Genomic DNA, 15,574 nt, shown 5'->3' on the forward strand with positions numbered 1-15,574 from the left:
GGCTGTCTGATCGGTTCTCTCATAAGATATGATACGTTTTACTTTCTTTTTTAGCGCCCTTGTCCTTTTTTGTGCACAAGCTTTTGCGACTGAGTGCCTAGAAATCGCCAGTGAGCAAAAAACAAAAGAAGAAATCATTGCTCAAAAAATCATAAAAGAAGCCTATAATCGCGCAAACCTTTGCGTAAAGTTTCGCACCCTTCCCTTAAAACGCGCAGCCATCATGCTCAGAAGAGGTGCCATAGACGGCAGTGTCTGGCGCAGCGATTCTTTCATTGCACAAAACCGTGCAAAGCTTCATGCTTTAAAAACACCGATCTCTACATTCACAGTAGCCGTGATTTATAACAGCGAGACCTACCCCTCCCCTTTTCAAGTAAGTGACCTTCAGCAAGAGAAAATCGGCATTCGCCTTGGTTCCACCATTGCCCAACAAACCGTTGGAATGCTCCGAGGAAAAACCATTGAGGCCCCCTATTATGAAATTTTGTTAGGTATGTTAAAACATGGTCGCTTAAACGCCATTGTTGTACCGATGGAAATTTATCAGCGACTCGCCAAGCATTCCCCTTTACCTAAAAATTTTAAAAGCTTGGCGCAACAGACGTTCAGCCTACGGCATGTCTTAAGTAAAAAGAATACACGGTTTTTGCTCAAATTAAATAAAAGCCTGCATGACGTGATCACTGAAAACAGTTTTCAAGAGCGTCTTAAAGAAGAAAAATTACACATTCGGACATGACCTAAGGGACTTTGCCTACTCTGAATGTGCCATATCAAACAAAACTTAAAGTGATATAATATAGCGACCATACACAAGTGATGGTTTATTAATTCTTGTTCGACTGAACATTTCTACATTTCCTTTTTGTGGAGAGCCCTTATGGATGCAGCTGCCCTTCTTGATATATATGATGAAGCTTTAGAAGAAGCCCACGCACGTGGCATTGGCGCACCAGATGACAGCAAAGAAGCCATGACAGCCGCAGCCATGATGCTCGCGGCCATGGACGGCATTGAAGACGAAGCCGCCTATACCCAAGTGCAGGATATCGTTGCCGCCAACCATTAAGACGTCACCAAAAAACTGACAAGAAAAAACCCTCGTTTGCGTCACCGCTAAACGAGGGTTTTTTATAATGGGGCGATTGAGGGAACTCGAATCCCCGACATCCGGTACCACAAACCGGTGCTCTAACCAACTGAGCTACAATCGCCATAGTGTGTGTGGGCGCTTATGTACGCCAGACACTTCTCATCGTCAATAGCTTTTCGACGAAAAAGGACAAAAAAATGCCCTAGGGCGTAAATTCATAAAATAGACTTGTTTGGCGAAGATTACTTTGAGGATGGGTGAGGCATGAAACCCGCAGAAGTGCATGCACTTTAAGGGGTTTATAACGCGGCCCATCCTCAAAGTAATCCCGTCCCTTTAGGGATTGATCAAAAATATAGGCAAATACAGCATCAAAGCCTTTTGAAAGTACAGGTACTTCCTGCAAGTCCTTTCCTTGTCTTGCCTATATTTTTGATCAACCAAAGCAAATCTATTTTATGAATTTACGCCCTAACAAAAATGCGCCTTTAATCTGGCTACAGCTTCGCCCAATAACGCAGGCTGTTTGCAAAAGCAAAAACGCACAAACTTTGTTGGCCCATCACTTTGATAAAACGCCCCTGTGGGCACAGCTGTCACCCCGGCCTCGATCGTTATATGACGGCAAAATTCAAGATCATCACCTTCAAAACCAAGGGGTGAAAAATCCGCAGTGAGGAAATAGGTCCCTTCACTTTCAAGCACCTTAAAGCCAACCTCAGTTAAGCCTTGGGCCAATATATCGCGCTGTGCCTGCATATCAGCTGTAAACGTGCTAAAATATTCTTCCTCAAAATTCAGGCCCGCCGCAACTGCCTTTTGTAAATTAGGCGGGGTTGTAAAGGTGACAAATTGATGGGCCTTGGCAATGGCCGACATCAACGCAGGCGCTGCAGTAATGTAACCAATCTTCCAGCCTGTTAGTGAGAAAGTCTTGCCCGCAGACCCAATCCTTGCACAACGCTCGCGCATATTAGGCAGGCTCATTAAGGGGTGATGCTCGTGACCATCAAAATACAAATGCTCATACACCTCATCACAGACCGCATAGGCATCATGTTTTTCCAAAAGCCCGGCTAGAAATGACAGTTCCTCCTGATTAAACACTTTACCAGACGGGTTCATGGGGGAGTTCAGCACCAAGAGCTTTGTCTTATCACTAAAAGCAGCCTCTAAATCAGTGCGTGGCAACTCCCAATGGGGTGGCTCAACCCGCACCAACTTAGGCACCGCCCCGATATGGCGAATGATGGGCAAGTAACAATCATAAAGTGGTTCAATCAACACCACCTCATCACCGGGGTTCAGCAAGCCCATAAAACAATCACATAAAGCTTCTGTGGCACCAGATGTGACCATCACCTCACTTTGCCAATCCACATCCAAACCATAAAACCGCTTATTATGAGCTGCAACAGCTTGGCGCAACTCCGGCAAACCCATCATTGGCGGATATTGATTAGAACCATTCATCAACCCATCAGCAGCAATTTGACGAATTTCCTCAGGCCCATCCACATCAGGAAACCCTTGGCCTAGATTGATACTGCCATGTTCAGCTGCCAAAGCACTCATCGTGGTGAAAATTGTCGTGCCATACTCAGAAAGGACTGTATTTGTTGGATTTTTCATTGTATATCAATTCGTTATGAGTTGTTAAGAGTGACTCTCAGTGCCAACAAGTGCCACATAGTGACAACAAATGACAATCCGAAGTTGACGTAAGCTTGACGTTTGCGTTTTCAAACCACAGACGCGAATCTCGCGTCAACTTATTGGAGGATTGTATGGGAACCCCCTTTGCAAGAAAAGTATTAACTGACCGCATGTGCGTCAGAACCAAACCCGCAAAAAAAGATGTCCTGTTATGGGATGCCAACGTGCCGGGCCTGTTGCTAAAAATCAGCACCAGTGATTATCGCTCGTGGAGCATCCAGTATGTATCACCAGTGACCAACACAACACGTCGATACACTTTTGCTCAATACGGGCAACTGGATGTCGATGCTGCCAGAGAAACAGCACAAACGTATCAGGCCCGTATCCGGCTTGAACAATATGACCCGCTCGAAGAACGTCGTCGTGGCCGCGACATGGTGACCCTGCACGACCTACTCTGGGAATATCACGACAAGAAGCTCCGTTTCAGTCGAAACCCGGACGCACAAAGTGACTTCTCATATACCATTGGTAAATGGTTTGGTGATGAATCACCGCTGCCAGAAAAACACCGTATTGACCGCATGCAACTAAATGCCCTGCGAAAGAGTGACTTTACCAAGATGTGGCGATGGGTCAGCTATCAGTGTGATGAAAATGACCAACCGATTGATGAAGATGGCACCCTCTTGAAAAAAGGTACACCGCTTTTGAAACGGTTTCCATCAGCAGCGGATAAACTTGTCAGGTTCGCCTCAGCCGCATGGACATGGGCCATTGACGGCGAAGAAATGGATATCCCCGGAAAGCCGTTCATCTCGTATGACTACCACCCTCAAGAACAACAAGAAACACATCTATCCATCCCGGAATACAAGAAGCTGTGGGATGAATTAGAGCGTGAATTGAAGTGGGGGCGATGCGGCCCATCCACCTGCTATGTCATTATGTTCATTATGCTGACTGGGCAAAGGAAACGCGAAGCCATGAGAGCCGAGAAAAATGATATCCGATGGGATTTGGGCTTCATCATGTCTCGCGAAAAAGGCCGTGATAACAAGCCAAAGAAAATCTTCATCACCCCTACCCTTGAGTGGCTGCTGAAACGCATCCTGAACGAAAAAAACGTTCAGCGTTCCCAGTATCTATTCCCTCAAACACGGAACCATCTGCAACCAATTGCTGATATGAACACCCAACTTAAAAACTTGGCAAAACGTGCTGGTATTTATGACGCAGACGATTTCAGCCCACACGACCTCAGACGAAGCTGGGCAACCATGGCCGCCGACGAAGTAGATTACAAAGATGAAAACATCTCAAAGGCATTGGGCCACACGATGGTCACGACAACAAAACGACACTACATCGTTCGTAAAGACAAGAAGAAGTTCAAAACCGCTTTCTTCATCATGGAAAGCATCGCCCGATGGTGTGGTGTCAATCAACTACCGGATGACGCTAATTTACACGTGGTTAAGTAACATGATGACCGGTTGCAGCAGCAAGCTCAAAGTCTGGAACTTCTGATATTTGGTGCACATAAATGTTAGGCGGTGTTAAGTTAATGACACCGCCAACGCCGGATAAATCCAAAAATTGGATTTGCTCAATTTGCTTGATGGCCTCAGTGATGTTATCAGCAAATATTCCGACATCAAAAGTCGCGTCAATAATCTGACCGCCACCTCGGATATTTTCAAGGTTAAGGTCCCGGCAATTCTGAAAAATACAATCTGTCGTCTTCGTATCGGCTGTGATTATATTACCGTAAAACGGTGCTATTCTTGCTTCCGATTCACCGGATACGTGAGTGACCAGATGGTAAAGTGTTTGGTCTTTTGTGTAGTTCTTATCGGTAATGTCCATGGTATTCATTATTATGTTTTCCTTGAGAGTAGACAATACTATTTAACGGGCCGCAGCCCGAAAACTGCACCATTCCATTGTCCAAACCATGTTATCGCCGAGAGACAGCGAAGATACTTCCTCTGTCTCATTACACACCTATCAAGGTGAAACGACTGCAACATGTATAGTTAGGCAGCTACCAGTTTCTGTCCATCCCAGAGCCAGCTTGTATGGTCACAGAAAGCATCAAAATCTCTATCAGTGACCGTCTTCGTGATATAGCTCACCCATTCTTCATGGGTATAACCATAACCATCAGCATCAGCCATATGAAACGCTGATGGTGAACGCCCTTTGTTGAAATCCATGCCGTTTTCCCATGCGTATTCCATGATGTCCAAGAGAGCTTCACTATCAGACAAGTCAACACGGCATTTTGGGTTTTGAGGAACGCTCACGATACCATGCACATGATGGTTCATTCTACTGAAACCACTTTCAAGCATGTTGATGCGAACACAGCGAAACGGTTGCTTGGCCTGTGACAAATTACCGTAAAACTCCTTGTCCACCCGGTTCCAAAAATAACGCACGTTCTTCATCATTCGTTCTCGATTGATGGCAATATTGGATGGAAAGGTTAGTGTGTAAATATAACTGTCCGACCAATCATATCCATTAAACCAATCCATCACCTCCTGTTGGCCCTGATTAATCTGCTTGAGCATCAGCGTCACCTTGCTTAGCAAGCTTACGTTTCTGTAGCTGCGTCTCAAACATTTCACCAATACGACGGCGTAATTCTTCAAAAGTGATAAGTTCAACGTTGGGATAGACACCGTACCAAATATAGCCCTCAGGTGCTTCTGGAAGTGGTTCGTGTCTCGGTTTATGCGGATTTAGGTCCATCGGACTTCTCCTCGATAAAGTTACTGTGATGACAGTATTTATGCGAGAGAGTCATTTATTTGGATTTTGGATAAATAACGGTAGACACAGTCACACGAAGGAAAGCGACATGGCGACCGTAAGAAATATTTATCTACAGTGCAAATCTGTTGGCATAGTTGCCACACAAACTGATTTCAGCACCCTGTGTGGTCGTAAAGGGAATTGGGCCAGCAGTGCAATGGCACGAGACCTTAAGATGCCTCTCGACACGCTCGCCAGTTGTTATTGCCATTTACTGGAACAAAGAGACAAAGCAGGTACACCAAACCTTTTAAAAAGCATTTGGGATAACATATGTATGACGGTGCAACATCGGCACAGTGAAATCACATTAGATTAATCAGATAATTAACGTTTCCGTCGTGATGCTTTCTTTTCTGCATCCATCGTTGCCTTTAGGTTATTCAAGTAATCCATCAACTCATGAACTTCTGTCGATGAATTAAGTTCACCGGTAGCAATTGCATCATTCTTAGACCAAACAGCATTTGCCATTGCTGTAGCCTGCTGAGGGACCAATACTTCATAGTGTTTGTTGTCACCCTTATCGTAATTCGCAAACACAGGGATTTTTTTAAGGTCTTTGATGACCATATCAGCGGGGCTATTCTCACCCGCTCGATTGAAACCTTTGCGGGTCTTTACGTGATGCAATAGATACCAAACTTCAAAACATGGGTATGAAGGGAAAGCTCTAATGTGGACCTTTTTGTTCAAATGATTTCGTTGTTTAGCTGCCCCGTTCAATTCTGCCATTGCTGAATCAAACTTTTCATGTTCATCTCTATCAATAACACAAAACACGGTGGTCTTATGCTCACCAAATCCATCACGGCATTTTTCACCATCCAGCCACTTCAAAGCATAGGCGACAACTTGGTCTGGCGTGGGATTGCTATCACCAGTCGCTTTTGCCTGAATCGAACGGGGTAAACCCAATGTCCGAATATGGGCATTAAGATACTGAGGTGATGTAAGCTCGTCTTCACATACAATTAAAATCTTCTCATAAACGTCGCGAGAAGCAGCCGCACGACCGAATGATTTCCGTCCTTGTCGCCTACCCATTTACAACCTCACCAATACGAGGAACACCACCATATCGTCCATCAAGATAAGCACGTTGAAATGCTTCATAATCACGACCTTTAAAATCAGACAATGGGAACAAACAAGTTGCCCCATCTTCTTTCTCCATGAGCCAAACTTGGTCACGGTGAAGAAAGTTTCGTGCCATAATAGATGTTTCGTGGCTTGTAAAAATTAGCTGAGCGTTATTCTTATTTGTTTTTGGGTTTAAGAACATCTCTACCAAAAATCGAAGTGCATGTGGATGAAGACTGTTATGAAGCTCATCGACAAATAATGTTAAACCATTCTCAAGCACATGAAGTAAAGGCCCGGCCAGACTAAAAATAACCTTCGTACCATCAGATTCATTTTGAAGGTCAATCTTTACATCTTTATTATTTCTTCCCTTGTGGACAGCCAGAACATTGACCAATTCCATCTTTTTCAAATCTTCGGCTTTCGGGGATTGTAATTTCAATTGGAAACTACCATTCGCAGGTAAATTGTTACCCGCTGCTTCCATGGCTTCAAAAAACTTGGCCAACCCCTCTTCAACAGATTCACCTTCAGTGTTGACACTATTAATTTCGAGGTCATCAATACCTAAATCGGCCGCTTTCAAAAAGTTAAGGACAGCTTCTTTTCTGTCATTTTCAGCGACTTGCTCAATAGTAAAACTATCAGTTAAGCGTTCAGTGCTTTTAATAACTTTTAACTGCTTACGTAACCATGTAAATGGCTCCTGTAAGGCTTCGGAACGCAGCATGATGGCAGTAGAAAGAAAAAGAGCGTTATCCCTTGTTGCATCTTTCCATACTTCTTTCTGACCCTTGATATGAGATGTGGCCCAGTCATACTGCCCTGTATCAGGATTATAATTACGCTGAAACAATTCCTTCAAAGTCGTTCTTGGCTTATTAGGCTTAGCAAATAACCATTCATCCACTATTCGGAAATGGTCAACAGAGAAACCATACTGATATAAATGGTCATTAAAAATAAAAACCATCTCAAACTCAGAAGGTGCATTTCTATAATCGTCACATAATGCAAATGGAACGACATCAATACTTTCACCTTCTTGAGATTCTTTAGCAGATGAAATTACAAACTGTTTAAAAAAGCTCAATGCTTCAATGAGAGAACTTTTCCCGGCACCATTTGGCCCAAAGACACACGCTGACCTCATTAGTTTTGGGGCATACGAGTTCCCCGTTTCAAAGGCATGTGGTTTCAGTTTTGACTTTGCAGAACCAGCAGCCATTGAAAACGTCTGTTTTTCAGCAATTGACTTATAGTTCGTTACACTAAACTCTACGAGCATGACAGCATCCAATTATTCCATTTAAGTGACTTTTTGCGATTTTTTTGCAAAAAAGCAAGTTAAATATACAAGCTAAGGGTTATTAAGCAGTTAAAACTACATATAACCCCTAAATTGGCAGCTTGAGCGTATATATCAAGGTCACGAAGCGTTTGATTGATTCGTATGTTCTTTGACGTAATATTCACTTTCTTTATGGAAAGTATTCTCTGTCACCCACTCATCCACATCAAGGATGCGATATTTGACAATACCACCAAGTTTAAAAAACTTAGGACCAGTGCCATTCTCAGCCCACCGAGCCAGCGTGCGAATGGACACACCGAGAAGATTGGAAAGTTCAGCACGGTCCAGCAATGATAGTGGATGGATTGGGTATTGGATATTTGATGTATTATTAGCTTTCAGCATTTTGGACTCACAACAACAGGTCCACCACTACGTGATGGATGAGATGTTGCTTACGGCCACTCACCATTTTTCAGGTTCTATCGAAAGCTATAATTCAGGCATGTTGTATCAACTGTCAGACCCATTTATGAATTGGGCCATAGTTGCTCTGCCACTGGCAATTTATCAACACAAGGACATACTGTCCCTGATGTTTTCCTTATATATGAATCGTTGGTTTTTGACAACCCAGTGTGCCAATCAGTGCCACTGAATGACACATCCTGTTTGACGCATGCTTGACGTGTCGTTACGCTTCATGTCTGAACGTCAAGCATACTGCCGATTTCGGGTGTCAGACTACAATTTGGTGAAAATTGTTGTGCCATAGCTATCAAGCACCTGATTGGTTGGCTTCTTAGTTAAAGTATCTGTCACGATCTCGCACCTTCATGTTCGTCAAAACTTGTACTCTTAATTAACTATAGTTTGCCCCTATGAACAAGAATTTCGCAAACTTCTTGGCAAAGAATTCTCTTTCCAAGAAAATCCACAGCCCAACATGAGTTAAGACTAAAGTGCCAATTCGTTGACTAACATCAATTCTTTTGCCTTGTCTTTAAAGTTAGAAAGCCCCCAGTTTTATTTCTGGGAGTGAAAAGCTTGTTTTGTTATCAATGTGAACAGACTGCACGTAACGACAATACTGTCGGGTGCTCATCTACAAAAGGTATGTGCGGTAAAGACGAACAAACGTCTGATCTTCAAGACCTTCTGATCTACGCCCTCAAGGGTGTTGCGCAATATGCACAAAAAGCCCGTGAGCTTGGTGTAGCAAACAATGAAGCCGGTCGCTTCATCATGAAGGGTATGTTCACCACATTAACAAACGTGAACTTCGCTCCGGCCCGCATCAATGCCATGATCAAACAAGCCAATGAAATCCGCAGCGAGCTGAAAGCCGCTGTTGATGCGGCTAACGGTTCTGAAGTTATTTTGGAAGGCCCGGCAAGCTGGCGCATTCCTGAAGAGACATCTGAGCTTCTTGCCCAAGCTGAAATGGCAGCTGTACGTGCAGGTGAAGCAGAAGTCGGTGAAGATATCATCGGTCTGCGCGCCTTGTTGCTTTACGGGATGAAAGGTATTTGCGCCTACGGTTTCCACGCGCTTGTTCTTGACCAAGAATCAGACGAAATCTTTGGCGGCATTGAAGACCTCATGAGCTTCCTTGCTTCAAACTCAACCGATGCAGAAGCCTTGACGGCCAAAGCCCTTGAAGGTGGTCAGCTTAACTATAAAATCATGGAACTGCTTGATGCAGGTGCACGTAACAAATTTGGCACACCTGAGCCAACATCTGTACGCATGACACCAAAAGCCGGCAAATGTATCCTGATTTCCGGTCACGATATGGTTGATCTTAAAGCCATCTTGGAACAAACCGAAGGCACGGGCATTAATGTGTACACCCATGGTGAAATGCTGCCCTCACATAGTTATCCAGAGCTGAAAAAATTCGATCACCTTGCAGGTAACTACGGCGGTGCATGGCAGGAGCAGCAAACTGAATTTGCTGATTTCCCCGGCCCAATCCTAATGACATCAAACTGCTTGATCGAGCCACAAGCATCTTACCGTCAGCGTATTTTCACAACGGGTCCTGTGGGCTGGCCGGGTCTGCGCCACATTGAAGGCCTTGATTTCTCTATGCTCATTCAAGCTGCTAAAGCGCTACCGGGCTTTGCACAAGATGCAGAAGAAAAAACAGCCATGGTCGGCTTTGGTCGCGAAGCGATCTTGGGTGTGGCCGATACGGTTATCGGTGCGGTTAAAGGCGGCGATATCAAGCACTTCTTCCTTGTTGGGGGCTGTGACGGTGCCATTCCGGGCCGTAACTACTACACAGACTTTGTAGAACAAACACCAAAAGATACCATTGTTCTGACATTAGGTTGTGCGAAATACCGTTTCAACCATCTTGAAATGGGTGACATCGGGGGCATTCCACGTCTGTTGGATGTGGGCCAATGTAACGATAGTTATTCTGCCATTCAGGTTGCGGTTGCCCTTTCCAAAGCCTTTGAATGCGATATCAACGAGCTGCCCTTGAGCCTGAACATTTCATGGTTTGAGCAAAAGGCCGCGGCTGTCTTGCTCACGCTTCTTGCGCTTAACGTGAAGGGCATCCACTTGGGCCCAACACTACCAGCCTTCTTGACACCCGCAGTGACTGAGAAACTGGTTGAAGCCTTTGATATTAAAACCATCACAACACCAGAAGCTGACTTGGCTGAATGTCTTGGAACAGCAGCTGAGTAATCTTTAAGACAATCGGCGGTGCACAAATTTATGTGCGCCGCCGTTTTCTTTTGTAAGGACAGGGAAATATGAGCAATAACCATAAAATCAATCTCACAACACGTGATGGTCAAACGGTTTCTTTTGAATGTGATGAAGAAAAAGACGTGCTTAGCGCTGCTGAAGAAGCAGGCTATACCCTACCCTCTGTCTGTCGTGATGGCGGTTGCGGCACCTGTAAGGGGAACTGCTCCAAAGGGGACTATGAGATCACAGATGTAAACCCCGATGCACTGGGTGAAGAGGCCAAAGCAGAAGGACAAGTCCTGTTTTGCCGCACCTTCCCCAAGGGTGATTTGGACGTCAGCATCAATTCCGATCTCGCCCATATCTCCCAAGGCCCTGCAAAAACCTTTAAGGCAGAAGTCACAGCCCTTGAAGACATGGGCGGCGACGTCCGGCGTATGCTCGTCACCGTTCACCCAAACGAAAATGGTGAAGGTTGCCCTGCCTTTGAGCCGGGACAGTTCTTTGAGTTACAAATCCCGGGCACCGACATTTGGCGGGCCTATTCCATTGCCAATGCACCAAACTGGGCAGCAGAGCTTGAATTCATCATTCGCTTGCAACCCAATGGTAAATTCTCCCACTGGATTGCCAATAAGGCAAAGGTTGGTGATACGTTACAAGTGCGCGGCCCCCAAGGCAGCTTTGTTTTACAACAAGGCACCATCAACCCACGTTGCTTTGTCTCTGGCGGGACAGGCGTTGCGCCCATGCTTTCCATGCTGCGCTTGATGGCAGAATTCCAAGAAGATAACGAATGTTTCCTTTTCTTCGGGGTAAATGAAGAAAAAGACCTGTTTGCATTAGATGAAATTAAAACGCTGACAGACAGCCTGCCCAATCTTAAAGCCACCGTCTGTGTCTTTAGACCCTCTGATAATTGGGAGAGATATTCAGGCACGCCTGTTGATGCTTTCAAGGCAGAGCTTACCAATCTGCTCGCGCGTAAACTCACACCAGAAGTCTATCTCTGTGGCCCTCCAGGCCTGATTGATGCCGCCAAAAGCACAGCGATTGAGCTGGGGCTGCGTGAAGATAATGTTTTTGCTGAGCGTTTCTTACCGAGCTAAAAGACCTTTCACACCATCATCCAAACCTTGAGGTGATGGTGTGAACCCTTAACTTATGATGTGACGTCAAGGTAGCCTTGCTCAATCGCCGTATCCAACGCTTGGGAGGCATGGCGCAATTCTTCAAAAGCTTCGCGGTAATGGTTAAGCTGTTTGACTTGTTCAGCACTGGGCAAGTCATCGCCGCAGATTTTTGTTACTTCGAACAATTCTTTTAAATATGCTGCGCGCGCACGTGCCACCAGCTTAAAGATCGGTTCAATCTTTTTCAGCGTCAGTTCAGGGATGTCTGGGTTGATGACATCACGGTTGACTTCACGCAGTGATTTGTCCATTTGCAGCTTTAAACGATTGCGTTCAATATGTTGAGCTGACATAACCAAAACCTCAAACTGATGTGTTATTAAAATCGGGGCACACTATATGCGAAGTGTTTCGAAAAATCCAAACATTAAGGACGCTTATGGATTATCTTTCCTTTGGTAAAATCGCTGTGAAGCCGGATCAGGCAGAAGCCTTTGTTAAAGAAGGCAAAGCCAAAGGCCTCGCCATCAAGCATGTACAGGCCAATATTTATGAGTTTGGCATCCAGCTCCCCACCTTGATGGACCAAGAGCATTTGCGTAAAACCGCAGGCCTGCTCGGCCTCAAATATTCACAAGATTAAGACGCGCAAAGTGCCTGCATAGCCTCTAGCGCACTGGCGGCGTCTTTAAAGTTTGAAAGATCAAGACTATAGGCAACTTCTGGCAAAGGCCCAAGCTGACTTAGGAAGTCTTCTGTATCCAGATCATGGTCTTGCAGATAGTCAAACTGTGCCTTAGTCATCTGAAAGGCACGGCATTGCAGCGTGAACTGGGGTTCAGGCTGAAACATATAGGTGGTAGAGATCAGCGTTTGAAACGTATTTTGCACAGGCCCGATATTGAGCCCATAATCCCCACCATCGCCTTTCGCATCGAACCAGCCAAATAAATACAGATCAAGCAGCGCTGCATCTTGTGAAGCCCGTTGGTTAAATTGTGCAATATGATCCATCTGTCTCTTTCCTCGCCCAATGCTTGGGCATCTAATGCTGTAACCTGCCCTCTTTCTATTCACTTGCATAAAATTATGCAATCCCTTGCATGGAGCATTCCTCAACCGAGTCGGGATATATCCCTTACAGCTTTGTCGTAAAGAGCACCAATGGCGTGATATTTATATATTTAATTTCAATGGGTTATCATTTTTCACCGCTAAAATATCTTTTTAAGTTTTTATCCTCCCCCATCCGGTCTAACATGTCGGGCAATTGCCAATGAAGAGAAGAGAAATACAAGGATTTAAAGATAAAAGGCCTCGCACTCTGATTACTTTTTATACAACTGCCTATTTTTTAGGCTATGCGTTTGTCTATTATTCAGGCAACTACAAGTGATAAGAAAATGCGACTCCTGATTAACCCTTGTTTTTGTTATTTCTTCACAAGTTGGCATGATCCATGCTTTAACAGGCTGGCAGGAATGTTATTTTGTTTTAAACAAGATAGATTCCTTTTGGGAAGATAGGATTTACTAGATTAAGAGGCGCCAACTGATGAAAAAGATCGAGGCCATCATCAAACCGTTCAAACTGGACGAAGTTAAAGAAGCTCTTCACGAAGTCGGCTTACAAGGCATCACGGTTATCGAAGCCAAAGGCTTTGGTCGTCAGAAAGGACATACAGAACTCTACCGCGGCGCTGAATATGTCGTGGATTTTTTACCTAAGGTAAAAATCGAGCTCGTCGTTGACGATGCCATGGTGGAAGGCGCCGTTGAAGCAATTCAACAGGCTGCACACACTGGTCGCATCGGTGACGGTAAAATTTTCATTTCCAGTGTTGAGGACGCAATCCGCATCCGTACCGGTGAAACCGGTTCAGAAGCAGTTTAATCATCACTGATCACCTTTTTTCATTTTTCACAACTAAGTAAGTAAGGGAAGGGAAGCATTATGCCCTTGGATTGTAAAACTCCTGCAGACGTATTCAAAGTCTGTAAAGAAAACGAAATCGACTACATTGACCTGCGTTTCACAGACCCGCGTGGTAAGTGGCAGCACTTGACTATGTGTGCCGACGCAATGTCTGAAGGCGACTTCGAAGACGGCATCATGTTTGACGGTTCTTCTATTGAAGGCTGGAAAGACATTAACGAATCAGACATGGCTTTGATCCCTGATCCAGCATCTGCGGTTATTGATCCATTCTCTGCACAGCCTTGCCTGATCGTAAACTGTGACATTTATGAGCCTTCTACAGGCACACCATACAACCGTGACCCACGTTCTATCGCTAAAAAAGCTTTGGCTTACATGGAATCAGCGGGCATTGGTGACACATCTTACTTCGGTGCTGAGCCAGAATTCTTCGTATTTGACGACGTACGTTTCTCTAACGAAATGCACGACACTGGCTTCAAAATCGATTCTGACGAAGGCCCTTGGGTTACTGGTAAAGAATTCGACGAAGGCAACACAGGTCACCGTCCTGGCGTTAAAGGCGGCTACTTCCCAGTACCACCTGTTGACTCTGCACAAGACCTTCGTGCTGAAATGGTTACGATCGCTAAAGAAATGGGTCTTCCGATGGATAAGCACCATCACGAAGTTGCCCCTTCTCAGCATGAACTTGGCATGATGTTCGGTACACTTATCGAAACGGCTGATAACGTTCAAACATACAAGTACATCGTACATATGGTTGCTCATGGCTTTGGTAAAACGGCTACATTCATGCCAAAACCAATCTCTGGCGACAACGGCTCTGGTATGCACGTTCACCAGTCAATCTGGAAAGACGGCAACCCATTGTTTGCAGGTAACGGCTATGCTGACCTGTCTGACATGTGCCTGTACTACATCGGTGGTATCATCAAGCACGCTAAAGCACTGAACGCTTTCACAAACCCATCTACAAACTCTTACAAGCGTTTGATCCCGGGCTTCGAAGCACCAGTACTGTTGGCTTACTCTGCACGTAACCGTTCTGCATCTTGCCGTATCCCGTTCTCACCTTCTCCAAAAGGTAAGCGCGTTGAGATCCGTTTCCCAGATGCGACAGCTAACCCATACCTTGCGTTTACTGCAATGATGATGGCTGGCCTTGACGGTATCCAGAACAAAATCCACCCTGGCGATGCTATGGATAAAAACCTGTACGATCTTCCACCTGAAGAACTGGCTGAAGTTCCAACGGTTGCAGGCTCACTTCGTGAAGCTCTGGAAGCTCTAGACGCTGACCGTGAGTTCCTCAAAAAAGGCGGCGTCATGGACGACGACATGATCGACGGCTACATGGAGCTTAAGTGGGAAGAAGTATACAACTTCGAACACGCTCCACACCCTGTTGAGTTCAAAATGTACTACAGCTCGTAAGAGACTGTACAGAACTCAGGGCTACCGCTTGCGGTTCACTCACAAGGTGGACCAATCCGGTGGACCAGTCAATAAGGAAGGCCCCGTCAGTTTATTCTGGTGGGGCTTTTTCTTTTACTATCGTCCGTTTAAGAGTCACTGAGAGCGTCTGAGAGTCCGGCCTATGGAAATGGTGCTGTGAGGGTTTTAGGAGGACTCAGGGGGCGCTTGTATGGCTGTCGTTCTTTTTGTTTTTTACGACGCTGAGAATGGATAACACTAGCGCAGTGCCAAGAAAATACGAGGTCAATAGCGATAATATTATGTTTTCGTTAATGATGCGACTAATACCACTGCGAACAGTTTCTTGAAGACTGTGATGACAACGAATTTTGCCAGCTCAATTTTGAGGCGACTTAT

17 protein-coding genes and 1 tRNA gene are annotated in these 15,574 nt (G+C 45.1%); 8 read left to right on the forward strand and 10 right to left on the reverse strand.

Annotation, left to right across the window (positions count from 1 at the left end; translation table 11 throughout):
* The first annotated feature begins 28 nt into the window (after positions 1-28).
* Positions 29-742 carry a type 2 periplasmic-binding domain-containing protein gene (locus MTBPR1_RS05115; protein ID WP_069186488.1) on the forward strand — a complete coding sequence of 238 codons (714 nt, stop codon included), beginning with the start codon at positions 29-31 and terminating at the stop codon, positions 740-742.
* Positions 743-883: 141 nt separating this feature from the next.
* On the forward strand, positions 884-1,072 hold the full coding sequence (locus MTBPR1_RS05120) for a hypothetical protein (protein WP_069186489.1): 189 nt from the start codon (positions 884-886) through the stop codon (positions 1,070-1,072).
* Positions 1,073-1,140: 68 nt separating this feature from the next.
* Here MTBPR1_RS05120 and MTBPR1_RS05125 read toward each other — a convergent pair.
* Together MTBPR1_RS05125 and MTBPR1_RS05135 are read right to left on the reverse strand one after the other, a co-directional pair.
* A tRNA-His gene (locus MTBPR1_RS05125) sits at positions 1,141-1,217 on the reverse strand.
* A gap of 350 nt (positions 1,218-1,567) precedes the next feature.
* Positions 1,568-2,728 carry an aminotransferase gene (locus MTBPR1_RS05135; RefSeq protein ID WP_069186491.1) on the reverse strand — a complete coding sequence of 387 codons (1,161 nt, stop codon included), beginning with the start codon at positions 2,726-2,728 and terminating at the stop codon, positions 1,568-1,570.
* A 155-nt stretch (positions 2,729-2,883) separates the two neighbouring features.
* On the opposite strand from MTBPR1_RS05135, the gene MTBPR1_RS05140 reads away from it, so the two are divergent.
* On the forward strand, positions 2,884-4,239 hold the full coding sequence (locus tag MTBPR1_RS05140; RefSeq protein ID WP_069186492.1) for a tyrosine-type recombinase/integrase: 1,356 nt from the start codon (positions 2,884-2,886) through the stop codon (positions 4,237-4,239).
* Here MTBPR1_RS05140 and MTBPR1_RS05145 read toward each other — a convergent pair.
* The 6 genes from MTBPR1_RS05145 to MTBPR1_RS05175 all read right to left on the reverse strand — a co-directional run bounded on the left by MTBPR1_RS05145 (position 4,232) and on the right by MTBPR1_RS05175 (position 8,363).
* Positions 4,232-4,633 carry a hypothetical protein gene (locus MTBPR1_RS05145; protein WP_069186493.1) on the reverse strand — a complete coding sequence of 134 codons (402 nt, stop codon included), beginning with the start codon at positions 4,631-4,633 and terminating at the stop codon, positions 4,232-4,234. The two genes, MTBPR1_RS05140 and MTBPR1_RS05145, sit on opposite strands and share 8 nt — an antisense overlap.
* A gap of 161 nt (positions 4,634-4,794) precedes the next feature.
* Positions 4,795-5,334 carry a hypothetical protein gene (locus MTBPR1_RS05150; protein WP_069186494.1) on the reverse strand — a complete coding sequence of 180 codons (540 nt, stop codon included), beginning with the start codon at positions 5,332-5,334 and terminating at the stop codon, positions 4,795-4,797.
* Entirely contained in the window at positions 5,318-5,515 is a 198-nt protein-coding gene (locus tag MTBPR1_RS05155; RefSeq protein WP_069186495.1) for a hypothetical protein, read from the reverse strand. The genes MTBPR1_RS05150 and MTBPR1_RS05155 overlap by 17 nt, the downstream gene beginning before the upstream one ends.
* Positions 5,516-5,905: 390 nt before the next feature.
* Entirely contained in the window at positions 5,906-6,625 is a 720-nt protein-coding gene (locus MTBPR1_RS05165) for an RloB family protein (RefSeq protein ID WP_069186497.1), read from the reverse strand.
* Positions 6,618-7,952 carry an AAA family ATPase gene (locus MTBPR1_RS05170; protein ID WP_069186498.1) on the reverse strand — a complete coding sequence of 445 codons (1,335 nt, stop codon included), beginning with the start codon at positions 7,950-7,952 and terminating at the stop codon, positions 6,618-6,620. The genes MTBPR1_RS05165 and MTBPR1_RS05170 overlap by 8 nt, the downstream gene beginning before the upstream one ends.
* A 141-nt stretch (positions 7,953-8,093) precedes the next feature.
* Complete coding sequence (locus MTBPR1_RS05175; RefSeq protein ID WP_069186499.1) at positions 8,094-8,363, reverse strand: helix-turn-helix transcriptional regulator; 270 nt, start codon at positions 8,361-8,363, stop codon at positions 8,094-8,096.
* A 642-nt stretch (positions 8,364-9,005) separates the two neighbouring features.
* On the opposite strand from MTBPR1_RS05175, the gene hcp reads away from it, so the two are divergent.
* The gene (gene hcp / locus MTBPR1_RS05180; RefSeq protein ID WP_069186510.1) at positions 9,006-10,661 is read left to right on the forward strand and encodes a hydroxylamine reductase; all 1,656 of its coding nucleotides are present in this window, start codon (positions 9,006-9,008) and stop codon (positions 10,659-10,661) included.
* A gap of 68 nt (positions 10,662-10,729) precedes the next feature.
* Positions 10,730-11,776, forward strand: coding sequence for a 2Fe-2S iron-sulfur cluster binding domain-containing protein (locus MTBPR1_RS05185; RefSeq protein ID WP_069186500.1), 1,047 nt, complete (start codon positions 10,730-10,732; stop codon positions 11,774-11,776).
* A 53-nt stretch (positions 11,777-11,829) separates the two neighbouring features.
* On the opposite strand, the gene MTBPR1_RS05190 is transcribed toward MTBPR1_RS05185, so the two are convergent.
* On the reverse strand, positions 11,830-12,153 hold the full coding sequence (locus tag MTBPR1_RS05190) for a hypothetical protein (protein WP_069186501.1): 324 nt from the start codon (positions 12,151-12,153) through the stop codon (positions 11,830-11,832).
* Positions 12,154-12,239: 86 nt separating this feature from the next.
* Here MTBPR1_RS05190 and MTBPR1_RS05195 point away from each other — a divergent pair, with 86 nt between their 5' ends.
* The gene (locus tag MTBPR1_RS05195) at positions 12,240-12,443 is read left to right on the forward strand and encodes a hypothetical protein (RefSeq protein WP_069186502.1); all 204 of its coding nucleotides are present in this window, start codon (positions 12,240-12,242) and stop codon (positions 12,441-12,443) included.
* Here the strand turns inward: MTBPR1_RS05195 and MTBPR1_RS05200 are convergent.
* Positions 12,440-12,814, reverse strand: coding sequence for a hypothetical protein (locus MTBPR1_RS05200; RefSeq protein WP_069186503.1), 375 nt, complete (start codon positions 12,812-12,814; stop codon positions 12,440-12,442). The genes MTBPR1_RS05195 and MTBPR1_RS05200 overlap by 4 nt on opposite strands.
* 540 nt (positions 12,815-13,354) lie before the next feature.
* On the opposite strand from MTBPR1_RS05200, the gene MTBPR1_RS05205 reads away from it, so the two are divergent.
* Positions 13,355-13,693, forward strand: a complete 339-nt coding sequence (locus MTBPR1_RS05205; protein WP_069186504.1) for a P-II family nitrogen regulator — start codon at positions 13,355-13,357, stop codon at positions 13,691-13,693.
* 66 nt (positions 13,694-13,759) lie between these two features.
* Positions 13,760-15,175 (forward strand): type I glutamate--ammonia ligase, encoded by a 1,416-nt coding sequence (glnA, locus tag MTBPR1_RS05210; protein WP_240492863.1) that lies wholly within the window; start codon positions 13,760-13,762, stop codon positions 15,173-15,175.
* Positions 15,176-15,574 lie beyond the last annotated feature (399 nt).

It is taken from the genome of Candidatus Terasakiella magnetica (genome assembly GCF_900093605.1).
In the GTDB taxonomy this organism is placed as follows: Bacteria; Pseudomonadota; Alphaproteobacteria; order Rhodospirillales; family Terasakiellaceae; genus Terasakiella; species Terasakiella magnetica.